The 22,314-nt window shown below is 72.5% G+C and carries 19 protein-coding genes; 8 read left to right on the forward strand and 11 right to left on the reverse strand.

Features of this window, described 5'->3' with window-relative positions; translation table 11 throughout:
• Positions 1-1,571: helix-hairpin-helix domain-containing protein (locus Raf01_RS17425; protein WP_239133685.1), on the forward strand; the 1,571-nt coding region annotated here is incomplete at its 5' end.
• A gap of 129 nt (positions 1,572-1,700) precedes the next feature.
• Positions 1,701-5,813: a beta-galactosidase gene (locus Raf01_RS17430; RefSeq protein WP_203918962.1), complete on the forward strand. Its 4,113-nt coding sequence runs from the start codon at positions 1,701-1,703 to the stop codon at positions 5,811-5,813.
• A 67-nt stretch (positions 5,814-5,880) separates the two neighbouring features.
• Here the strand turns inward: Raf01_RS17430 and Raf01_RS17435 are convergent, their stop codons facing one another.
• Both Raf01_RS17435 and Raf01_RS17440 read right to left on the reverse strand, forming a co-directional pair.
• Entirely contained in the window at positions 5,881-6,822 is a 942-nt protein-coding gene (locus Raf01_RS17435; RefSeq protein ID WP_203918963.1) for an SDR family oxidoreductase, read from the reverse strand.
• Between the two features lie 15 nt (positions 6,823-6,837).
• Positions 6,838-7,428 (reverse strand): TetR/AcrR family transcriptional regulator, encoded by a 591-nt coding sequence (locus Raf01_RS17440; RefSeq protein ID WP_203918964.1) that lies wholly within the window; start codon positions 7,426-7,428, stop codon positions 6,838-6,840.
• A gap of 145 nt (positions 7,429-7,573) precedes the next feature.
• Here Raf01_RS17440 and Raf01_RS17445 point away from each other — a divergent pair, with 145 nt between their 5' ends.
• Positions 7,574-8,566 (forward strand): ADP-ribosylglycohydrolase family protein, encoded by a 993-nt coding sequence (locus Raf01_RS17445; RefSeq protein ID WP_203918965.1) that lies wholly within the window; start codon positions 7,574-7,576, stop codon positions 8,564-8,566.
• Positions 8,567-8,660: 94 nt separating this feature from the next.
• Here Raf01_RS17445 and Raf01_RS17450 read toward each other — a convergent pair whose 3' ends face one another.
• Positions 8,661-10,127: an AI-2E family transporter gene (locus tag Raf01_RS17450; RefSeq protein WP_203918966.1), complete on the reverse strand. Its 1,467-nt coding sequence runs from the start codon at positions 10,125-10,127 to the stop codon at positions 8,661-8,663.
• 159 nt (positions 10,128-10,286) lie between these two features.
• On the opposite strand from Raf01_RS17450, the gene Raf01_RS17455 reads away from it, so the two are divergent.
• The gene (locus Raf01_RS17455) at positions 10,287-10,988 is read left to right on the forward strand and encodes a FadR/GntR family transcriptional regulator (protein WP_203918967.1); all 702 of its coding nucleotides are present in this window, start codon (positions 10,287-10,289) and stop codon (positions 10,986-10,988) included.
• Complete coding sequence (locus tag Raf01_RS17460) at positions 10,985-12,250, forward strand: CynX/NimT family MFS transporter (RefSeq protein ID WP_203918968.1); 1,266 nt, start codon at positions 10,985-10,987, stop codon at positions 12,248-12,250. The genes Raf01_RS17455 and Raf01_RS17460 overlap by 4 nt, the downstream gene beginning before the upstream one ends.
• Here the strand turns inward: Raf01_RS17460 and Raf01_RS17465 are convergent.
• The 5 genes from Raf01_RS17465 to Raf01_RS17485 form a co-directional block, all read right to left on the reverse strand.
• Positions 12,247-12,861, reverse strand: coding sequence for a hypothetical protein (locus Raf01_RS17465; RefSeq protein WP_203918969.1), 615 nt, complete (start codon positions 12,859-12,861; stop codon positions 12,247-12,249). The genes Raf01_RS17460 and Raf01_RS17465 overlap by 4 nt on opposite strands.
• 122 nt (positions 12,862-12,983) lie before the next feature.
• Positions 12,984-13,499, reverse strand: coding sequence for a GNAT family N-acetyltransferase (locus Raf01_RS17470; protein WP_203918970.1), 516 nt, complete (start codon positions 13,497-13,499; stop codon positions 12,984-12,986).
• A gap of 89 nt (positions 13,500-13,588) precedes the next feature.
• The gene (locus Raf01_RS17475) at positions 13,589-14,065 is read right to left on the reverse strand and encodes a macro domain-containing protein (RefSeq protein ID WP_203918971.1); all 477 of its coding nucleotides are present in this window, start codon (positions 14,063-14,065) and stop codon (positions 13,589-13,591) included.
• Positions 14,062-14,694, reverse strand: a complete 633-nt coding sequence (locus tag Raf01_RS50570; protein ID WP_275412997.1) for a methylated-DNA--[protein]-cysteine S-methyltransferase — start codon at positions 14,692-14,694, stop codon at positions 14,062-14,064. Before Raf01_RS50570 ends, Raf01_RS17475 begins: the two co-directional genes overlap by 4 nt.
• A gap of 132 nt (positions 14,695-14,826) precedes the next feature.
• Complete coding sequence (locus Raf01_RS17485) at positions 14,827-15,468, reverse strand: class I SAM-dependent methyltransferase (RefSeq protein WP_203918972.1); 642 nt, start codon at positions 15,466-15,468, stop codon at positions 14,827-14,829.
• A 174-nt stretch (positions 15,469-15,642) separates the two neighbouring features.
• Between Raf01_RS17485 and Raf01_RS17490 the strand changes: the two genes are divergently transcribed.
• The 3 genes from Raf01_RS17490 (at position 15,643) to Raf01_RS17500 (ending at position 18,930) form a co-directional block, all read left to right on the forward strand.
• Positions 15,643-16,710, forward strand: a complete 1,068-nt coding sequence (locus Raf01_RS17490; protein ID WP_203918973.1) for a glycoside hydrolase family 18 protein — start codon at positions 15,643-15,645, stop codon at positions 16,708-16,710.
• A gap of 113 nt (positions 16,711-16,823) precedes the next feature.
• Positions 16,824-17,957, forward strand: a complete 1,134-nt coding sequence (locus Raf01_RS17495; protein WP_203918974.1) for a glycoside hydrolase family 53 protein — start codon at positions 16,824-16,826, stop codon at positions 17,955-17,957.
• A 22-nt stretch (positions 17,958-17,979) separates the two neighbouring features.
• Positions 17,980-18,930 carry an aminoglycoside phosphotransferase family protein gene (locus Raf01_RS17500; RefSeq protein WP_203918975.1) on the forward strand — a complete coding sequence of 317 codons (951 nt, stop codon included), beginning with the start codon at positions 17,980-17,982 and terminating at the stop codon, positions 18,928-18,930.
• On the opposite strand, the gene Raf01_RS17505 is transcribed toward Raf01_RS17500, so the two are convergent.
• The 3 genes from Raf01_RS17505 to Raf01_RS17515 are packed head-to-tail and all read right to left on the reverse strand — an operon-like array spanning position 18,890 to position 22,307.
• On the reverse strand, positions 18,890-20,518 hold the full coding sequence (locus Raf01_RS17505; protein ID WP_203918976.1) for a thiamine pyrophosphate-binding protein: 1,629 nt from the start codon (positions 20,516-20,518) through the stop codon (positions 18,890-18,892). The genes Raf01_RS17500 and Raf01_RS17505 overlap by 41 nt on opposite strands.
• The gene (locus Raf01_RS17510) at positions 20,515-21,339 is read right to left on the reverse strand and encodes an ABC transporter ATP-binding protein (protein ID WP_203918977.1); all 825 of its coding nucleotides are present in this window, start codon (positions 21,337-21,339) and stop codon (positions 20,515-20,517) included. Before Raf01_RS17510 ends, Raf01_RS17505 begins: the two co-directional genes overlap by 4 nt.
• 5 nt (positions 21,340-21,344) lie before the next feature.
• The gene (locus Raf01_RS17515; RefSeq protein ID WP_203918978.1) at positions 21,345-22,307 is read right to left on the reverse strand and encodes an ABC transporter permease; all 963 of its coding nucleotides are present in this window, start codon (positions 22,305-22,307) and stop codon (positions 21,345-21,347) included.
• Positions 22,308-22,314 lie beyond the last annotated feature (7 nt).

Consider the following 22,314-nt stretch of genomic DNA (forward strand, 5'->3'; position numbering starts at 1 on the left):
CGGCGGTTGGACTGGTCAAGTTCGACCTGCTCGGGCTGGGCATGCTGTCGGCACTGCACTACGCGTTCGACATGATCGACTCCGAGCTGGACCTGTCCACGATGCCGCTGGACGACTCCGAGGTGTACCAGATGCTGTGCCGCGCGGACTCGGTCGGCGTGTTCCAGGTCGAGTCCCGGGCGCAGATGGCCACCTTGCCCCGGCTGAAGCCGACGACGTTCTACGACCTCGTCGTGGAGGTCGCGCTGATCCGGCCCGGACCGATCCAGGGCAACTCGGTCCACCCGTACATCCGTCGGGCCAACGGCCGGGAGGCGGTCACCTACCCGCACGACCTGATGCGCCCGGCGCTGGAGAAGACCCTGGGCGTCCCGCTGTTCCAGGAGCAGCTGATGCAGCTGGCCATCGACGTCGCCGGGTTCAGCCCGTCCGAGGCCGACCAACTGCGCCGGGCGATGGGGTCCAAGCGGTCCACGGAGCGGATGGCCCGGCTGCGTGACCGCCTGTACGACGGGATGGCGCAACGGGGCATCACCGGGGCGCTCGCCGACGACCTCTACCACAAGCTGGCCGCGTTCGCCTCGTACGGGTTCCCGGAGTCGCACGCGATGAGCTTCGCGTACCTGGTGTACGCGTCCGCCTGGCTCAAGCGGTACCACCCGGCCGCGTTCTGCGCAGCCCTGCTCAACGCCCAGCCGATGGGCTTCTACTCGACCCAGTCGCTGGTCGACGACGCCCGCCGGCACGGGGTCACCGTCCTGCGTCCGGACATCAACGCAAGCGGCGCCGACGCCGTGCTCGAGACCACCCCGGCCACGAGGAGCAGCGCCGAACCCGGCGAGCCGCCGGGCGCCTGGGGCCGGGGCGGCCCGGTCGTGCGGCTGGGCCTGTCCAGCGTGCGTACCCTCGGCGACGACGTGGCCCAGCGCGTCGAGGACGAGCGGCGCGACCACGGCCCGTACCGCGACATGGCCGACCTCGCCCGGCGGGCCCGGCTGTCCACCGCGCACCTGGAGGCGCTGGCCACCGCGGACGCGTTCGCCTGCTTCGGCCTGTCCCGCCGCGAGGCGCTGTGGGCGGCCGGCGCCGCCGCGCAGGAGCGCGAGGGGCGGCTGCCCGGCACGGTCACCGGCGTGCACGCGCCCACGCTGCCCGGGATGGACGCCATCGACGAACTCGTCGCCGACGTGTGGGCGACCGGCCTGTCGCCGGACACGCACCCGGTCGCGTTCGCCCGCGCGCACCTCGACCGGGTCGGTGCCGTCGCGGTCACCGCGCTACCCGACGTGCCGGACCGCACCCGGGTCCTGGTCGGCGGCCTGGTCACCCACAAGCAACGGCCGGGTACGGCGTCCGGCGTCACGTTCCTCAACCTGGAGGACGAGACCGGCATGGTGAACGTGGTCTGCTCGCAGGGCCTGTACCAGCGCAGCAGGAAGGTGGTGCGGACCAGTTCGGCGCTGCTGGTGCGCGGGATGCTGGAAAAGGGCGACGGCGTGGTCAACCTCGTCGCGGACAAGTTCACGCCGCTGCGGCTGCCGGTACGGCCGCCGTCGCGCGACTGGCAGTGACCGTACGGCGGACGCACAGGCTTGTGCTCACGATCGCGCCGGGTAACATCATCGACACAATTCGACTAGCTCGACCAAACCCAAACACCGTCCCCGGAGGTTGTGGTGGTCCACGAGCAGGTCTGTGCGATGCCGGCGCGATCTCGCCGTCCCCGCCTTCTTCTCATCCTCGGCGCAGTCCTCGCCCTCGTGCTCGGGATGAGCACCGGCGTCCGCACCGCGTCCGCCGCCCCGGCCGCCCAGCACGGCCACGCGCACACCGTCACGTACGACGGGTACTCGTTCCTCGTCGACGGCCGGCGCACCTACCTGTGGTCCGGCGAGTTCCACTACTTCCGGCTGCCCAGCCAGGGCCTGTGGCTCGACGTGCTGCAGAAGATGAAGGCGGCCGGCTTCAACGCGGTGTCGCTGTACTTCGACTGGGGGTACCACTCCCCGGCGCCCGGCGTGTACGACTTCACCGGCGTGCGCGACGTCGACAAGCTGCTCGACCAGGCCGACGCGCTGGGCATCTACGTCATCGCGCGGCCCGGCCCGTACATCAACGCCGAGGTCGACGGCGGCGGCTTCCCCGGCTGGCTGTCCACCAAGGCCGGCAACACCCGCAGCGACAACCCCGACTACCTGAGGTACTCCGACGAGTGGCAGACGCAGATCGACCGGATCCTCGCGCGCCACCAACTGACCGACGGCCGCGGCACGGTCATCGAGTACCAGGTGGAGAACGAGTACTACAACGGCGACGCGGCCGGCCGGTCGTACCTGAAACACCTGGAGGACAAGGCAAAGGCCGACGGCATCACCGTCCCGCTGGTGGGCAACAACAACGGCACGTTCAACTCCGGCGACGCCGCCCTCGACGTGGACGCCGCCGACTCGTACCCGCAGGGCTTCAACTGCTCCAATCCGACCAGGTGGAGCGGCGTACCCGACATCAGCTACGACCACGTCGCCGGCAAGCCGCTGGCGACCGCCGAGTTCCAGGGCGGCGCGTTCGACCCGTGGGGCGGCCCCGGCTACGACAAGTGCGCGCAGCTGATCAACGACCAGTTCGCCGACGTGTTCTACAAGCAGAACATCGCGGTCGGCGCGACGTCGCAGAGCTTCTACATGACCTACGGCGGCACCAACTGGGGCTGGCTCGGCGAGCCGGAGAACTACACCTCCTACGACTACGGCGCGGCCATCCGGGAGACCCGGCAGCTGGACCCGAAGTACGACGAGGACAAGCTCATCGGGTACTTCACCCACGCCGTCGCGCCGCTGACCAAGACCGACGCGATCCCGGCCGCCGGCACCGACAACGCCAGGATCGTCGACACCGCGCGGCGCAACCCGGACACCGGTACCCAGTTCCACGTGCTGCGGCACACCGACTCCACGTCGACCGCCGCGGACACCACGCACGTCACCATCGACTTCGGCGCCAAGCCCGGCTACACCTACGACGACACCGACCCGGCGCTGTCCTACACGGGCACCTGGTCGCATGTCGCCAACCAGAACTACACCGGCGGCGACTACGACAAGACCGAGTCGTTCTCGGCCGTGGCCGGCGACAGCGTCTCCGTCCCGTTCACCGGTACCGGCGTCACCTGGGTCACCTCCACCGACCCGAGTCACGGGTACGCCGACGTGTACCTCGACGGGGTCAAGGTGAAGACCGTCGACCTGTACGCCTCCGGCAAGCAGTTCCAGTACGTCGGGTACCGGGCCACCGGGCTGGCCGCCGGGCCGCACATGCTGTCGGTCGTCGTGGACGGCACCAGGGACGCCGCGGCCACCGGCGCCTACGTCCCGATCGACGCGATCGACGTCGCCACCGGGTCGGGGCCGACCGCGCCGGTCTACACCGTGCCGCAGCAGCCGGGTACCGCCATCTCGCTGAACGGCCGCGAGTCGAAGATCATCGTGGCCGGGTACGACCTGGGCGGCAACCAGCTGCGGTACAGCACCTCGGAGATCATGACCGATGCGACGATCAAGGGCAGCGAGGTCGCGGTGCTCTACGGCGACCACGGCACCGACGGGGAGACCGTGCTGCGGTACCCGACCCGGCCGGCGGTCACCGCCACCGGCGGCACCGTCGCGAGCACCTGGGACCCGGCGACCGGCGACCTGCGGCTGAACTACAGCCACACCGGCCTGACCCGGGTACAGATCGACGGCGGCTCCCGCCCGCTGCTGTTGCTGCTGGCCGACACCGACACCGCGAAGACGTTCTGGCGGCAGGACACCGCCCAAGGCCCCGTCCTCGTCCGGGGCACCCACCTGCTGCGCGGCGCCACGGCGCACGGCTCGACGCTCGCGCTCACCGGCGATGTCGGCACGGACGGGTCGGTCGAGGTGTTCAGCGCCGCGAAGACCATCACCTGGAACGGCCGGCCGGTGACGACCGCGGCGAGCGCGACCGGCAGCCGAACCGGGACCCTGCCCGTGGCTGCGCCGGTCACCCTGCCGGCACTGACCGGCTGGCGGCACACAGAGGACTCGCCCGAGGCCCAGCCCGGCTTCGACGACTCCACCTGGCAGGTCGCTGACAAGACCACCACGAACAGCGCGACCACGCCGGGTACGCTGCCGGTGCTGTTCGCCGACGACTACGGCTTCCACACCGGCAGCACCTGGTACCGGGGCCGGTTCGCGGCCACCGGTGCGGAGACCGGCATCACGCTGTCGGCCGCCAGCGGCGGGCGGGCCGCCGCCTCGTCGGTCTGGCTCAACGGCACCTTCCTCGGCAGCTCCACGTCGGACGGCCCGCACACCTACCCGTTCCCGCCGGGCACGGTGAAGGACAGCGGCGACAACGTGCTGTCCGTCCTGACCGTGAACATGGGCCACGAAGAGGACTACAACGCGTCCAACGGCAACAAGGCCGCCCGCGGGCTGACCGGAGCCTCGCTGGCCGGCGCGCCGCTGAACACGGTCACCTGGCGGCTGCAGGGCGTGCGGGACGGTGAGGACCCCCTCGACCCGGTGCGCGGCCCGCTGAACGTGGGCGGCCTGCACGGCGAGCGGGCCGGCTGGTACCTGCCCGGGTACCCGACCGCCGGCTGGGCGCCGGTGACGCTGCCGGCCAGCGATCCGACCCCCGGCGTGTCCTGGTACTCCACCGACGTGACCCTGAAACTGCCGAAGGGCCAGGACACGTCGCTGGGCCTGACCGTCACCGACGACCCGTCCCGCCGGTACCGGGCGGAGATCTTCGTCAACGGCTGGGATCTGGGCAACTACGTCAACTACCTCGGACCGCAGCACAGCTTCCCGATTCCGAACGGGGTGCTGAACCCGGACGGCCGCGACACCGTCACCATCGCGGTGTGGAACCTCGACGCGTCCACCGGCGGCCTGGGTACCGTGGCGCTGACGGACTACGGCAGCTACGCGTCCTCGCTGTCGGTCGGGCAGAACCCGGCACCGGGGTACGACCGGGCGCGGTACGCGACGCCGCCCGCCCCGCAGTCGGGCGTCACCTTGCGGGTACCCGGCTCGGTCAGCGCCGGGCAGCGGTTCACCGCGACGGCGGCGGTCGCCGTACCGGCCGGTGCGCCGGCGGCCCGGCAGGTCACCGCCACCCTGGACGTACCCGACGGGTGGACGCTCAGCTCGCGCTCCACGCCCCGGTCGGTCGACGAGATCCCGGGCGGCCGGTCGGCGACGTTCACCTGGACGGTCACCGCCCCGGCCGGCACGGTACCCGCGGCCAACGCGCTGACCGCCACCGCCCGGCTCACCCAACGGGGGCACACCGCGAAGCCACGCGACGAACGGATCGTCGGCGCGGTCCCGGCCCCGCCGCCGGCCGGCCGGGATCCGGTGAGCGACCTGCCGTTCCTGTCCGCGACCAACGGCTGGGGTCCGGTGGAGCGCGACACCAGCGTGGGCGAGAACTCCCCCGGCGACGGCAGGCCGCTGACCATCGGCACCACCGTGTACCCGAAGGGCCTGGGCACCAACTCCCCCAGCGACGTCCAGGTCTACCTCGCCGGCACGTGCACCGAGTTCACCGCGACCGTGGGCGTGGACCACGAGACCGGTGGGGCCGGCACGGTCACGTTCAGCGTGGTCCTCGACGGCCGGGTACTGGTCACCACACCGGTACTGCGCGGGTCGTCGGCGGCCGTGGCCCTGGACGTCCCGGTGGCCGGCGGGCAGGTGCTCGACCTGGTCGTCGGCGACGGGGGTGACGGCAACGGCAACGACCACGGCGACTGGGCCGACCCGGTGCTGACCTGCGGATAGCGGGCCGCCTCCCGGTTCCTCCGGCCGGCTTGCGCGCGGCGCGCGGAAGGCCGGCCGGAGGAAGCGCTCAGCGGTAGTCCGCGACGTCGGCGTCGGGCTTGTCGCCGAAGTACGCGTCGGCGAAGAAGCGGCCGCACTCCGGCCGCGAGCCGTCCCGGTCGGTGAAGCCGTAGTGCCGGGCCAACTGGCCGGACGACAGCGCCTTGCCGGACCACCGGGACACGTCCGGGTCGCAGGCCAGCGCGACCACCGCCCGGCCGATGTACGACGGCGTCTCCGAGATGGCGAACCACTTGTCCTGCGCGATGCCGTCCCGCCAGTTCTGCTCGGTCACGCCGAAGTGCTCCAGCATCTCCTCCGAGCGCAGGAACCCGGGCGTCAGCGACACCGAGGTGATGCCGTGCGGCGAGACCTCGTCGTGCAGCATCTTGCCCAGCCGGGTGATGGCCACCTTGACCAGGTCGAAGAACATGGTGCCGCGGTAGCGGTCGTTGAACATGTCGTCGCCGTCGGTGATCTCGCAGACCAGGCCCGAGCCACGCCGCACCAGCAGGGGCAGCACCGTGTGCAGCGTGATGAGGTGCGTCTCCAGCCCGTTGCGCACCGCACGCAGCCCGCGATCGAGGTCGTGCTCCCAGATCGGCTTCCACTCGATCCACTGGTCGCCGCCCCAGGTGTCGTCGACCAGGGTGTCGAGCCGGCCGCCCTGCTCCGCCTCGATCCGGTCGACCAGCGCGCGGACATCCGCCGGTACCGTGTGGTCGCAGCGAACCGCAATGCCCTCGCCACCGGCGGCCGTGACCAGTTCCGCGGTGTCCTCGATGGTCTCCGGCCGGCTCAACTCGCTGCGCCCGGCGCGGGTGCTGCGCCCGGTGACATACACCGTCGCCCCGGCCGCGCCCAACTCCACCGCCATGCCCCGACCGGCTCCCCGGGTCGCGCCGGTGACCAGCGCGACGTGCCCGCGCAGGGCGTCCGGCCCCGGCGCGACCGGTGGTGTGTCTGCCATTTCCTGTTCTCCCCCTCAGTCGTCGGTGGGCCGGCGCCGCCAGCCCGCCAGGATCGCGTCGAGATCGGCGGCCAGCCGGTGGCGCAGGCTGCCGCGCGGATCGGTGGACCAGTGGATGGCCGCGCCGTCGGCGACCGCGGTGAGGATGCGGGCCGCCACCGGAACCGGTGGTGCCCCGGGCAGCGCCCCGGCGTCCACCGCCCGGCGCAGCAGCGCGCGGGTGCCCGCCCGTACCGCGTCGTAGAACTCCGCCATCCCGGCCCGCAGCCGCTCGTCGGACAGGTCGGCCGCGAGCTGTGCCAGGTTGTTGGCCGCGGACCCGGGATCGTCGAGCGGCCGGTAGCGCTCGACGAGCGCGTCCCGGACCGCCGCGACCGGGTCGGCGACGGGTGCCCCGGCCGGCGCCGCCCGGGCGTCCGCGGTCGCGGCACGCAGCATGGCCAGCAGCAGGCCGTGCTTGGACCCGAAGCGGTGCACCAGCGTGCCGGCGCTGACCTGCGCCTCGGCGGCGACGTCGGCGAGCGTGAAGCCGGGGCCGAGCCGGCCGATCGCCGTGCCGGCCGCCGCCACCAACCGCTCGTCGCTGACCTTCCTCGGGCGTGCCACACGATTATTGAATAGCCATGCAATAACCGCTGTCAAGCCGGCACCGTCGGCACGGTCGGCGCACCCCGCGGCTTCCCGCCAAGCGCCGGGCTGCCCACCCCGCCGTGCGCGGCTAAGCTGCGTTCCCGCTGGGACGTGAGGAGACGTGGTGACGAAGGCATCGGGGTGCTTGTTCGGGCTGGCGTACGGCGACGCGCTGGGGAAGCCGACGGAGTTTCTGCGGTACGCGGACATCGAGCAGCGGTACGGGCGTGGCGGGCCGCGCGAGTTGACGGGCGATCCCGCCCTGGTCACTGATGACACTCAGATGACGCTGGCGGTCGCCGCCGCGCTGCGCGACGTGCCCGAGCCGGAGCCCGGCGCGCTCGCCGAGGCGCTGCGCCAGCGTTTCCTGGAGTGGGCGGCCAGCCCGGACAACAACCGCGCGCCCGGCAACACCTGCCTGCGGGCCTGCGCCGAGCTGTCCCGGGACGTGCCGTGGCAGCGGGCGTCGGTGACCGGGTCGAAGGGCTGCGGCGCGAACATGCGGGTCGCGCCGGTGGGGTTGGTCGCCGGGTACGACCTGGACACCTTCGCCGGCGTGGCCCAGTTGCAGGCGGGGCTGACCCACGGGCACCCGACCGCGCTGGCGGCCAGCGAACTGACCGGGTACGCGGTGCGGGTACTGCGCGAGGGAGCCGCGCTGAGCGACGTTCCCGGGTTGCTCCGGGCCCGCTGCCACGAGCAGCGGACGGTCTACCGGCACGAGTGGCTGGGGTCGCTGTGGCAGTTGCCGGGGATCGACTCCGAGTCCGGGTTCATCGCCCGGGGCTGGGACGAGTGCCTGGCCGCGCTGGACCGGCTGGACGCCGCCCTGGCCACGCCGGACGACGGCGGGGACCCGTGCCAGGGCACCGGCGAGGGCTGGATCGCCGAGGAGGCGCTGGCGACCGGCCTGTGGTGTGCCGTGCGGTACGCGTCGGACCCGGTCGGCGGCGTGGCCAGGGGCGCGGCCACCTCCGGCGACTCGGACTCCATCGCGTGCCTGGCCGGCGCGTTCCTCGGCGCCGCGCACGGGATGGCCGCATGGCCCGCCGAGTGGGCGTCGCGGATCGAGTACGCCGACCGGCTGGCCGCGTTCGGGACGCTGTGGGACTGACCGGCGCTGTCGGACCGGCCGGTGTCGCGGGGCCGGCCGGTGTTACGCGGTTGACCGGTGCTGCGGGGCCGGCCGGTGCTGCGGGGCCGGCCGGTCAGGAGCGGTCCAGCCGGGGGAAGGCGACCTCGCGCAGCAGGATGCCGATGGCGGCCGCGACCGGGATGGCGATCAGCGCGCCGACGAACCCGAGCACCGCGCCGCCGATGAGCACGGCGAGGACGGTCGTGGTGGCCGGCACCTGCACGGTACGACCGATGATCCTCGGCACGATCAGGTAGTCCTCGACCAGCCGGTACACCACGTAGAAGGCGAGCGTGGCCACCGTCACCGGTACCGAGACGGTCAGCGCCACGAGACTCACCACGATCCCGCCGACGGTGGAGCCGACGACCGGTACGAGGTCGAGGATGGCCACCGCGAGCGCCAGCAGGATCGGGTACGGCACGTGGAAGATGACCAGCCAGACGAACGTGCCCGCGCCGGCGATCAGCGATGTCAGCAGGTTGCCGAGGACGAACCCGCCGACCCTGGTGAACATCTCGTCGCCGAGCAGGATGGCGCGCGGACGCCGGCTGGCCGGGATCAGCCGGTACATCAGCCGCCGGATCCGCGGCAGGTCGGCGAGCAGGTACACGGTGAGCACCAGCACGGTGAACGTGGACGCGGTGGTGGACAGGACGACCTTGCCCGCGCCCAGCAGCCCGCCGAACACGTCGCCCGCGTTGAGCGACGAGACCGCCTTGTTGAGCCGGTCCTGCAGATGGAACCGGGCATCCAGCCGGCCCAGGGTGGTGCTGTGGTCGCGCAGCTGGGCCGCGTACCCGGGCAGCTCGTGGGCGAACTGGCTGGCCTGCGAGACCAGTGGCGGGATGGCCGCGGCGAGGAACCCGCCGACCAGGCCGATGGTGACCAGGGCCACCACGAGCACCGCGGCCCACCGGGGCAGCCGGGCACGCATCAGCCACTGCACCGCCGGATCGAGGCCGATCGCCAGGAACAGGGACAGCCCGATCAGTACGAGTACCGAGCTGGCGTCGATCAGGATCCGGCCGAACACGTACGCGACGCCGACCCCGACCGCTCCGAGCAACCCGACGGTGAACGGTGAGCGCCGGTTGATCGGCCGGCCCGGGGCGCCGAGGACCGGCTGCTGCTCGGTCAGCTCTTCGGCCTCGTGGATCGCGGCCCGCACCGCTTCCCGGGCCGGCTCGGCGACCGGTGGTTCCCCCGGCTCCGGCTCGCGTCCCGGCCCGTCCGGCGCCGGCCGGACGTCATCGCCCCGGTCGGCCTCCTCGCCCCGGTCGGCCTCCTCGCCCGGGCCCGTCTTGGCCGCGAGAGTCCCCTCATCGCCCGGCCCGGCCGCAGGACCCGCCTCATCACCCGGACCCGTCTCGACGCCCGCACCCGCCCCCGCGGCCCGGGCCGCCTCGGCGCGGCGGTGCGCGCCCTTGCGCCGGCCCGGGACCGACCGGTCCTGCTGGCTCGGCACCGGCTGATCCGGCAGCTGCAGCTCATCCGGCAGCGGTGACTCATCCGGCGCCTGTGGCTGCCCGCGTTCCATACCCCACCCACCCCACTCGCCATCGGCAGGCACCACCGTGCCCCCTGGTGTGAGCTACCAAACCATGACCCGGCCACGCTGAAGCACCCGACTCGCCCCGAGCTATCGTCCAATCATTGGACGTCTGTGGTGGATGGTCGTCCGGGGAGGAGCCGGGAGATGCCCGTCATCAGCCGTGATTCGCTGGTCGACCAGGCCATCGACTGGATCCGCGGCGAGATCGCCAGCGGCCGCTGGGCGGTGGGCTCCCGGCTGCCGGCCGAACCTGTGCTGGCCGTCACTCTGGGTGTCAGCCGCAACACGGTTCGGGAGGCGGTCCGGTCGCTCGCCCACACCGGGCTGCTGCAGGTGCGGCAGGGCGACGGTACCTTCGTCAAAGCCCCGACCGAGGTCGAGGCCGTGCTCCGGCAGCACCTGAAGACCGCCGAGCTGATCCACGTCTTCGAGGCCCGCCGCCCCCTGGAGGCCGAGCTGGCCCGACTGGCCGCGCGCCGGCGCACCCCCGACGACCTGACACAGTTGGCCGAGGCGCTGGCGCGTCGCGACACCGCCGAGCGGGAACACGACCGGGAGGCGTTCGTCCCCGCCGACGTCGCGTTCCACCAGGCCATCGCCGTCGCCGCGCACAACCCCGTGCTGGAGACGCTCTACCGCGGCTTCGCCGGCAGCCTCGGCGCGAGCATCGAGGGCGTCCTGGACGACGAGCACCTGTTCCACCGGCCGTCGGTGTGGCACCACCGGCTGTACGACACGATCGCGGCCGGCGACGAGAAGGGCGCGGCCCGCGCCGCGACCGCACACCTCACCGAGACGCTGCGAACGCTGTCCGGAAACCGGGACCCGGAGGTACCCGAGGCATGACGACCCGCTTCACCCAGCCGACCCCGGCCGCGGGCCGAAGCCGGCTCGCCCACACCGGCTGGCTCGTCGCCGGCATCCTGCTGCTCGCCTTCAACCTGCGACCGGCGGTCACCAGCCTGCCCCCGCTGTTCCCGGAGCTGTCGTCGCACCAGCACCTGTCCTCGGCCGAGGTGTCGCTGCTGGCCACGATCCCGGTGCTGTCGTTCGGGGTGTTCTCCGCCGTGGCCGCGCCGCTGGCCCGGCGCTTCGGCGAGGAGCGCGTACTGGCCGGCGCCCTGGTGCTGCTGGCCTGCGGGCTGGCCGGGCGCGCCGCGCTGCCCGGCGCCCTGTTGTTTCCCGCGACGGTCGCCGGCGCCGCCGCCATCGCGGTGATGAACGTGCTGCTGTCCGGGCTCATCAAGCGGCGCCTGCCCCGGCACGCGGGGCTGCTCATGGGCCTGTACCTGCTGTCGCTGTACGTCGGCGCGACGCTCGGCTCGGCGACCAGCGTTCCGCTGTACCGGGCGGCGGGCGGCTCGTGGTTCGTCGTCCTGGGCCTGTGGTGCCTGCCCGCGCTGATCGCCCTGGTGTTCTGGCTGCCACAGACGCGCCGCGGTCCGGCCGCCCGCCCGGCGCCCGGCGGGGGCACCACCCGCCCGTCCCGATCCGCCCTCGCGTGGCAGGTGGCGGCGTTCATGGGCCTGCAGAGCCTGACTTACTACTCGACACTGTCCTGGCTGCCCACCCTGTTCCGGGACCGGGGCAGCAGCGCCGCCCAGGCCGGCCTGCTGGTGTCCATGCTCAGCATCACCGGGCTGGTCACCGCGATGCTGGCCCCGGTCCTCGCCCACCGGCGTGCCGACCACCGGGTCCTCGTGGCGCCCGCGGTCGGCGTGTGCGCCGTCGGCATCCTGGGCGCGTGGCTGGCCCCGCTCGGCACGGCGGTGATCTGGACCGGACTGCTCGGCCTCGGCCAGGGTGCGGCGCTGGGCCTGGCGCTGTACTTCACGATCGCGCGGGCGGCCACGCCGCCGACGGCGGTGCGCCTGTCCGCGCTGGCCCAGTGCGCCGGATACCTGTTCGCCGCCACCGGCCCGGTCACCGTCGGGCTGCTGCACGACGCGACCGGTGGCTGGTCCGTACCGTTCGGGCTGCTGCTCGTGGTCACCGCCGCCGAACTGGTGGTGGGGCTGCTCGCCGCGCGCGACCGGATACTGCCCGAGGCGCCGGCCGAACCGCCGGCCGCGGTCCTCGCCGGTGCGCCGGCTCAGGCCGGAACCTAAGGCATCTCCATCGTCTCGGCCCGGGCGATCTCCGCGAATGCCGCGTCCAGGTACCCGTCGAGCCGCCGCCGGGCCGCCGCCAGCAGGTCGGCGATGAGCAGCGGTGCGTGCCCCGCGTACCCGGCGGCGGTCGGTACCCGGCTCGGTACGAGCTGGTCCGCGGGCTGATTTCCGGCGCCGCCGTACACGTGGCCGCCGGTCGGGTCTCCCACCCAGTCGTCGGCCGCGGCGGCCGGTGGCCCGGTGACGTCCTCGTACGTGACGCCGGGCTCGTGGATGCCCAGCGCGCTGGCCAGTACAGCGACGAGCGTGGTGACGTCGAGGCGGTCGGCGGGCAGCCACGCTGCCGCGGCCCGGTAGCAGCGGCCCAACACGAGCTGGATGTCGTCGCTGTCCAGGCCGTCCGGGTGCTGCTCCTCCAGCAGGGTGCGGACGAGGGCGGCGAGCACCTGCCCGGAGTACTCCGGCAGGGACGCGGCCAGCTCTTCCGTGGCGGCGTCGTAGGCGTCCCGGTCCCGGTCGCCGGCCGCCGTGACGGCCTCGCCGATCGCCAGCCCGATGCCCCGCGCCGGCCCGGGCAACTGCTTCCACGACGTACCCGATCGCGCCATCCTTGACCCCCCGCCGCTGCCCTGGTGCGATCCGCGAGACCGCTACGCCCGCGATCGCGAGAGCGCTACGCCGACACTACCGGCGCGCGCCGGGCGGCCGGTTCGGGGCTCGCGGACATGCCCTACGCGGGATCGGACCGTCCAGCCCGCTCCAGGTCGCGCTGATACCACGTGCCTGGCTTACCGCCGATGTGGGCCGGGTCGGCCGGCCCGATCGGGACGAACCCGGCTTTCGTCAGCACCCTCTGCGACGCGGCATTCTGGTGGGTGGTGGCCGCCCGCAGCGTGTGCAGCCCGTACTGGGCCGCCGCCAGCCGGCACAGCTCCCGGACCGTCGCGGTCGCCACGCCACGGCCGGCAACCCGCTGCGCGACCCGGTAGCCGAGTTCCGCGGTGTGGTCTTCGATGTCGACCAGATTGAACCTGCCGAGCACCGATCCGTCCTCGGCGACGAGCACGTGGAAGGCGCAGATGCCGGCTTCCTGCTCAGCCAGCAAGGCGTTGTACCGATCGGTGAACTGGTCGAAGTAGTCGTCGCCACGGTCGGAGATCGAGGCGGCGAAGTAGGCGCGGTTGGCCAGTTCGAAGGCCAGGACCGCCGGGGCGTGATCGGCGGTCAGCCGCTTCAGCTCGAGCATTGCCCGACCCTACCCAGGAGGTACGCCGCAGCCACCTGGTTTTCACCGGCGGCAGGCGGCCCCAAGTCCCCGACACCTCGTGCGAGCGTTCAGTCGAAGTCGTAGACCGTGACCGCGATCCCGCGGGCGCACAACGCCTCGCTGATCAGCGGCTCGATCCGCTCCCACTTGCCGCCGGCGAGGCCACAGCCGATGCGTGGCAGGTGAACGGACGCGCGCAGCCGCAGCGCGTGCTCGCCGAGCGCGGACAGGCATTGCCGGACGGCCTCGTACCGGATCGGCGGGCCGGCGCTGCCGCGTTTCATGCCATGCTGACCGATCATGTTGGCGACCCAGATGTCGGGCCTGACCTGCACCAGCCGGACCGCACCGAGGCCGAACTCGTTTCCGGCACGACCCCGGTGCCACTCGCGGTAGTCGCGCTCGGGCTCCGGCCACCGACGCGAGACGGCCAGGACGAAACCCTTGCCCCACCCGCCGAGGTCGTTGCAGATGTGACCGATGATCTTCGGTCCGCTCGCCTGCGGGCTGCTCGCGTCGCCGGTCAGGTATCGCAGTGGCGTCACTCGTGCAGGGTGCCAGCCGTCACCGGTACCGGCAACTCCGATTCGCTCGGTCCCGACCCGGCCGGTCCCGACTCGCGCGGACCCGACCCGGCCGATCGCGGCGCAGTCTGGACGGGCGTGCCCGACGCGCCGGTCGCCTGCCCGCGCTCGAAGTCGAGCAGGTATCGCTTGCGCTCGATGCCGCCGCCGTAGCCGGTCAGGTCGCCCGTCGAGCCGACGACGCGGTGGCACGGCACGATAATGCTCACCGGGTTGCGGCCGTTGGCGAGGCCGACGGCGCGGGATGCGGTGGGCCGCCCGATCCGCTCGGCCAGCTCGCCGTACGAGACCGTCTCGCCGTACGGGATGTCCCGCAGGGCCGCCCAGACGATGCGCTGGAACGCCGTGCCGCCCAGCGCCAGCGGTACGTCGAACGTGGTGCGCCCGCCGTCGAAGTACTCCGTCAACTGCTCGGTGACACCGGCGAACGGCCCGGGGTCGCGCTCGCCGAACGTCGAAAACGGCGGCTGGTGGCGATGCTGCTCCATGTAGATGCCGGCGAGCGCGCCGTCCGCCGCGACCAGCGTGAGCGACCCGACCGGGCTGTCGATCACGGTGTGTACCCGATGCTGCACGAGTGGTCCTCTCATCGCGCGGATAACTTGTCCTACGCCACCCAGCATTGCCGCCGGTCGTGAGGCTCGCTGGCGGGAAACGGACACGGTGTTCGAGCGATCACCACAGTCACCGACCGCGATCACGTACTCCGGCTGGGCCGGCCCTCAACCGCGGCGCAGCACCGCCCAGAGTCCCCAGCCGGCGTCCGACGTGACCGCCGACCACGACGCGCCGCCGTCGGCCCGCTCCAGTACCGAGCGCACCAGCTCGACCGGTACGTGATGCGGCGCCTCCGTGCCCAGCGCGTTGGACCACACCACCACCCCACCGGGCGCCAGCACCCGCACCACCTCGCCGGCGAACAGCGGCACGTCCGCGAGCACCACGGCGTCGGCCCAGCCGGCCGGCAGCGGCAGCCGGGACGCGTCGGCGATCATCCGCCACGGCGCCGGGGAACGGCGCAGCATCTCCCAGGTGAGATCCAGGCACACCACCTCGGACCACACCTCGGTCAGCATCGGGGTGAGCAGGCCGGTGCCGCAGCCGACCTCGACGCACCGGCCGCCGCGCGGCACGTCACCGCGGGCCAGCGCGTCGGCCAGGGGCAGCGGCCGGTATCCGCCACGCTCGTCGTTCCAGTGCGGCGCCAGTTCCCGGTAACGCCGCACGGCCGCGTGCGCGGCCTCGGGTGACCACGTGGACGGATCCCGCGCCAGGGTGCGCGACGTGCGCTGGACCTCGTGCGCCTCGGGGCGAACCGGCTTGCCCGGTGACGCCGGCACCACTCTCGGGAGTGTCTGGATCACGTAATGATCCTGCCACGGTCCGGCTGCACCCGCCTCGCGCGCACGGCTGCGGGTCGTCGCCGTGTCAGGATCGCGCCCATGGTGGAGACTTCCCCGGGCTCGGGGGACGCGGGCCCAGGCAACGCGGAGCCGGGCGACGCGGGCCCAGGCGACGCGGCGGTGAGAAGTGCGTCCGTGACGGACGCGGCGGTCGCGGACACGGCTACCGCAGGCGGCGCGCCCGGGACACCGCGGCGCCGGGGGTGGCCGCGGCGCGCCGGCTTCGCGCTCGCCGCCGTCGTGGCCTGCCTGGCCGTGCTGCTGGCCGCCGGCTGGGTGGCACTGGTGGTGGAGGATTCGGGTACGCCGAGTGCCGCCGCCCGCGGCACCGGTCAGGACGCGGAGTGGCTCGGGCATGCCTGGGTGGACGGACGGAAGTCACAGTCCGATGTGGACAGACTGGCGGCATCCCTGCGCGGTACCGGCATCCACGACCTGTTCGTCCACACCGGACCGTTCCGCGACGACGGCACCCTGGATCCCGGGCTGCGCCCCGAGGCACGCTGGTTGATCGGCGCGCTGCACGCGGCGCTGCCCGGCGTGCGGGTACAGGCATGGCTGGGCGCCCACCCGGTACCGGGACAGCTGGATCTGCGCTCACCCACCACCCGCGCGAACATCCTCACCGCCACCGGGCAGGTGCTCGACGACGGGTACGACGGTGTCCACTACGACTTCGAGCCGGTCGACAACGGCGATCCCGACCTGGTCGGTCTCCTCGGCGCCGCGCACCGGCTCACCCGAGCGCGCCACGCGATCCTGTCGCTGTCGGCGAGCCTGCTGGCCCCGCTGCCCGGCCTCGGCAGCGTCGTCGCGGCGATGCCGGGCCGGAAGGGCGTGTGGTCGCCCGGGTACCTGCGCCGGCTCGCCGGCAACGTCGACCAGGTCGCGGTCATGGCGTACGACACCGGGCTGTGGACCGCGTCCCTGTACGGCGGCTACGTGCGGCGGCTCACCGGACTCGCGCTGGACGCGGTACCGGCCGGTGTCGCGCTGTTCATCGGGGTACCCGCGTATCACGACGACAGCCTGCGCCACCACCGCGCCGCCGAGACGATGCCCGCCGCACTACGCGGCGTCCGGCTGGCGCTCGGGGCGCACCCGTCCCGGCGGAACTTCGGGGTGGCGGTGTACGTCGACTTCACCGCGACCGCCGCCGACTGGTCCCACTACCGGCACGACTGGATGGGCACGGCCGGCTGAACCCATGGGCACGGCCGGCTGAACCCACGGGCACGGGCACGCTTGACTCGCATTGATGCACATCGAATAATGGGAGCGCTTCCAGATTCCGTTCGCACTGGTGGAGGTGGGTCATGCGTCCCACGGTGTTCCTGCGTGCCGGCATGGCCGGCGTGCTGTGCGCGGCGATGCTGACCGGTATCGGGCAGGCTCCGGCGCAAGCCGCCACGCCGCTGTCCATCCGCGGCGCCGACCTGTCCACGCTCCAGCGCGCCGAGGACCTCGGTGCCCGGTACTCCAACCAGAACGGCACCCAGGGCGACGCGATGCAGATCCTCAAGGCGGCCGGGATGAACTACGTCCGGCTGCGGATCTGGGTGAACCCGGCCAGCGGGTACAACAACCAGGCGAAGGTCGTCGCGTTCGCCAGGCAGGTCAAGGCGGCCGGGCTCAAGTTGCTGGTCGACTTCCACTACTCCGACACCTGGGCCGACCCGGGCCACCAGGCGACTCCGGCAGCGTGGCGCAACGACAACCTCAGCCAGCTCGAGACCGCGGTCTACAACTACACGTACTCGGTGTGTGACGCGCTGCGGGCGGCCGGCGCCACCGCGGACATGGTGCAGGTCGGCAACGAAATCAACTCCGGCATGCTGTGGCCGGTCGGCCAGCTCACCGGCGGCACCGGTGGGTGGAGCAACCTGGCCGGGCTGCTCGTCTCCGGGTACAACGCGGTCAAGGCGGTGTCCGCGTCCACTCAGGTGATGCTGCACATCGCGAACGGGGGCATGGACTCGCAGGCGCGCTGGTGGTTCGACGAGGCTGTCGCGTACCACGTGCCGTTCGACGTGATCGGGCTGTCGTACTACTCGTACTGGAGCGGTACGTTCTCCGGGCTGCAGACCACGCTGGCCGACCTGGCCAGCCGGTACGGCAAGCCCATCGTGATCGCCGAGACGGCGTACCCGTTCACCCTCGGCAACGCCGACTCGCAGGGCAACAACATCTCGAGTTCCTCACAGCTGACGTCCGGGTACCCGGCCACGGAGGCGGGGCAGCGGACCAATTTCCTCGCGGTCATCAACGCCATCAAGGCGGTGCCCAACGGGCGCGGCCTCGGCTACTTCTACTGGGAACCGACCTGGACGGCGGTCGCCGGCAACGGCTGGGACCCGACCAACCCGAACTCGGGCGACGGCTGGGACAATCAGGCGCTGTTCAACTGGAGCGGCCAGGCGCTGTCCGGCATCACGGACTTCGCCAACTGACAACGGGAGAGGGATCCCATCGGTGATCGCAGTGCCGGAGCGGTTCGCGGAGTGGCGCATCCGCGCCGACGGCGAGTCTGGCCGGCAGTGGGTACGGTCGCTGCCGATGATCGTGGATCGGCTCCTCGATCGGTGGGGCCTGACCATCGACGGTACCGAGCCGCTGTACGGGGCCCTGAGTCTCGTGGTCCTCGTCCGTCGTGGCGAGCAGCGGCTGGCGCTGAAGGTGACCTGGCCGGAGGCCAGCACCAGGGACGAGGCGATCGCGCTGCGCGCATGGCACGGCCGCGGCATGGTGGGTCTCCTGGATGCCGAGCCGGACGCGGGTGCTCTGCTGCTGGAGCGCCTGGACCACACCCGGTCCTTGCACGCGCTGCCGCTCTGGGACGCGGCGGAGGTCGCCGGCTCCCTCATCCGCACCCTCGCCGTGCCGGCGCCTGCCGGGCTGCGCACCCTGCACGAGGTCGCGGCCGGGATCCGCGAGAGTCTGCCCCGGCGCCAGCGAGCACTCGGCGACCCCGTGCCGGCGGGCTGGGCGGAAGCGGCCTGCCGATACGCACAGGAGTTGGCCGGCGCAGGCCAGCACGTGCTGATCCACGCCGACCTGCACTACGGCAACGTACTGGCCGCGACGCGGGTACCGTGGCTGGCCGTCGATGCCCGTGCGCTCCACGGCGCCCCGGAGTACTCCGTACCCGAACTGATGTGGAACCGCGCCGACGAACTGAGCACCGACGCCGACGTACGCCGCCTTCTCCGGGTCGTCGCCGAGGCCGGGAGCCTCGATGTCGAGGTCGCGTACGGCTGGGTCGTCGCCCGCTGCGTCGACTACTGGCTCTGGAGCCTTGAGCATGGGCTCACCATCGAACCCGTTCGCTGCGAGCGGGTTCTGAGCGCACTCGCCCCGGTGCGGGGCCCGGTCGCGGGAGACGTCACGGACCGAAGTCGTCCGGGTCTGTCATCACCTCGATGAGTGCCGGCCCGTCCGCCGACCGCGCCGAGCGCAGCTCGTCACGCAGGTCCGCGAGCCCGGTGACCCGTACGCCGGGGACGCCGAAGCCGGTGCTCACCTCGGCGATGCGCGGCCCGGCGAGGTCCGTACCCGGGTACTCGTGGGTCTGGACCGCCCGGCCGCCGAACCGGCGCAGGGCCGCTCCGACCGCCGCGTACCGCTGGTTGTTGAGCACCACGAAGGTGACCGGGATCCGGTAGTACGCGGCGGTCCACAGCGCCGGGACGCCGAACTGGAACACCCCGTCGCCGAGAATCGCCGCCACGTGCCGGCCCGGCTGGCCCAGCTGGACGCCGAGCGCGGCGCCCATTCCCCAGCCGAGCGACCCCGACGAGCTCACGAAGAACGACTCGCCGGTGGGCTTGTCGGCGTACCGCTGAAGCAGCCCGCCGGCCGTGGTGACGTCCCCGACCAGGGTGCTGCCGGACAGCGCCTCGGTGACGGCCAGCACCGCGTCGACCGGGCGCAGGTAACGCGCGTCCGGATCGGCGGGCGGCACCTCCGCGGCGGGTACCGGCGGTGGCGCGGGCCGGTCGGCGTCGACGCCCAGCAGCTCGGCGAGCGCCTCGAGGACCAGCCTCGGGTCGCCGACCAGCCCGGCGTCGACGCCGTAGATCCGCCCGATCTGCTGGGCGTCCGGGTGGCTGTGCACCACGGTGGCGCCGGGCGGGAGGGACGGCCGCTTCGCCGGTTCGAACTCGTGGAACACCCGCCCACCGACGAAGAACAGCACGTCGGCCTGCTGGACCAGGGGGTGGTTCACGTCGTAGTCGCCGCGGTAGTTCGGGTGGCCGGTCGGGAACCCGGGCCGTTCGAAGCTGCGCCGTTCCTCCATGAACACCGGCGCGCCGAGCCGCTGCGCGAGTGCGACCATCGCCGGTACGGCGCCGGCACGGCCGACCTCGCTGCCGGCGATGAGCACCGGCGCCTGTGCCTGGCGGAGCAGTCGCGCCGCCGAGTCGAGCGCGGCCCGCGACGGCGCGACCCGGGTGTCGACCCGGTGTGCGGAGACATTCGGCTGGGGTGCGTCGGCGGGCCGGTCCAGCAGGTCCTGGCTCAGCCCCACCCAGACCGGGCCGGCCGGTTCGGCGACGGCCAGGGTGAAGGCACGGTTGACGTCCTCGACCACGGTGTCGGAGGTCAGGCTCTGCCAGTCGTCCTTGACGAACTGTCCGACCAGGTCACGGGTCCGGCGGGCGGTGGTGAAGCCGCTGCGCGCCTGGATGGTGGCCGGCTTCAGCCCATTGAGGACGACCACCGGGGAGTACGCGAGCTGCGCGGCGTACAGGTTGGCCAGGCCGTTGCTGAGGCCGACGTTCGCGTGCAGGTACGCCAGGCTGGGCGCACCCGTCGCCCGGGCGAGGCCGTCGGCCATGGAGACGGTGACGCCCTCGTGCGTGGTCAGTACGAGGTCGAGGTCGTCGCGGTCCACCATCGCGTCCAGTACCGCCGCCTCGGTGCTGCCCGGGCAGGTGAACAGCCGGTTCACGCCCCAGTCGGCGACGAGGTCGAGCAGCGCGCCGGCCACTGTCCGGTCCGGCCGCGTCATGACGCGGTCACCAGTTCGAGGAGGTGCTGGCGCAGCGCGGTGAACCGTTCGTCGGACCGGGTGACGGCCTGGCTGCGCGGCTTGGCGAGGTCGACCGCCACGATCTCCTTGACCTGGCTCGGCGCCGGGGACAGCACGATCACCCGGTCGGCGAGGTACACCGCCTCGTCGATGTCGTGGGTGACCAGCACGATCGTGACGCCGTACTCGTCGCGTACCCGGAGAATCAGGTCCTCCAGGTCGAAGCGGGTCTGCGCGTCGACGGAAGCGAACGGCTCGTCCATGAACAGCAGGTCCGGCTGGTACGCCAGCGCCCGGGCGATCGCCACCCGCTGCTGCATGCCGCCGGACAGCTGCCACGGGTACCGCTTGCCGACGTCGCCGAGCCCGACCGCCGTGAGTACCTCGCGGACCCGCCGCTCCCGGGCCTGCCGGTCCACCTTGCGCACCTTCAGCGGTACCGCGATGTTGCGGCTGATGCTCAGCCACGGGAACAGCGACCTGCTGTAGTCCTGGAAGACCACGCCGACCTGCTCCGGTACCCGCTGCATCGCGGCGCCCTCGAACAGGGCCGTACCGGAGGTCAGCGGCAGCAACCCGCTCAGGCAGCGCAGCAGGGTCGTCTTGCCGGCGCCGCTCGGGCCCACGATGCAGACGAACTCCCCCGCCTCCACCTCGAACGAGACGTCGGCGATAGCCTCCCGCTCGTCCGCGCGCCCGGCGTTGTAGACCTTGCGCAGCGACTCGACGGACAGCACCGGACCCGACCCGCGGGCCGTCGGTTCCCGGTCCGTCGCGACGCCGCCTCTGGATGTCGTCATCGCGCTCACCTCTTCCCTTCCACGGCGCGGGCGCCGATGTACCAGCCCAGCACCAGCCTTTCCACGGCGACGAAGACGAGCGTCAGCAGGCTGCCCACCACGGCGAGCACGATGATGCCGGTCCACATGTCAGTGATCGCGAACCGCTGCTGGGCGTCCAGGATGAAGAACCCGATGCCGGACGTCGACGCGACGAGTTCACTGACCACCATCATGATGATCGAGATCTGGAGACTGTTCCGCAAGCCCGCCATGATCTGTGGGAGCGCGGCGGGCAGGACGACGGAACGCACCGTACGCAGCGGCGACATGTGCAGTACCCGGGCGGTGTCCAGCTGGAGCGGGTCCACGCCGCGCATGCCGTCGACAGTGTTGAGCAGGGTGGGCCATACCGACGCGAGCACGATGATGGCGATCTTCATGCCGTTGCCGATGCCGAGGACGGCGATGATGGCGGGCAGGATCGCGGCGGACGGGATGACGTAGACGAAGTACAGCAGCGGGGTGATCGCGTCCCGGACGTGCCGGAAATACCAGAGCAGCGCGCCGCCGACGACCCCGATCGCCCCGGCCATCGCATACCCGATGGCGAAGTGTTCGAGGCTCGGCACCAGATCCTTCTTGCTGTCACCGGTGATCCAGAGGTCGACCAGGCGGTGCAGGATCTCCGACAGCGGCGGGAAGTACGGCGAACTGCTGGACGCCGACGCCAGCCACCACGCGACGATCAGCGCGGCGAAGAACCACAGCCGCCAGACCGACGCCAGCGCGCGCAGTGCGGCCGGCGCACGCCTCCGTCCGTTGCCGGCGGGGCCCCGCTGACCATTGCCGGCGGGCGCGCCGGGCCGGCCGGCGGACCCGGATCCGGCCGGTGCCACGTCCGGGACCGTCACCGCGGGCGCCGTCGCCGGAGCTGAGGCGGGCAGCGTGGTGCCGCCGGCGTCGCGGGGGCTGTTGGTGGTCGACATACCCGCT

The sequence above is a fragment of the Rugosimonospora africana genome, assembly GCF_016862975.1.
Taxonomy (GTDB): Bacteria; Actinomycetota; Actinomycetes; order Mycobacteriales; family Micromonosporaceae; genus Rugosimonospora; species Rugosimonospora africana.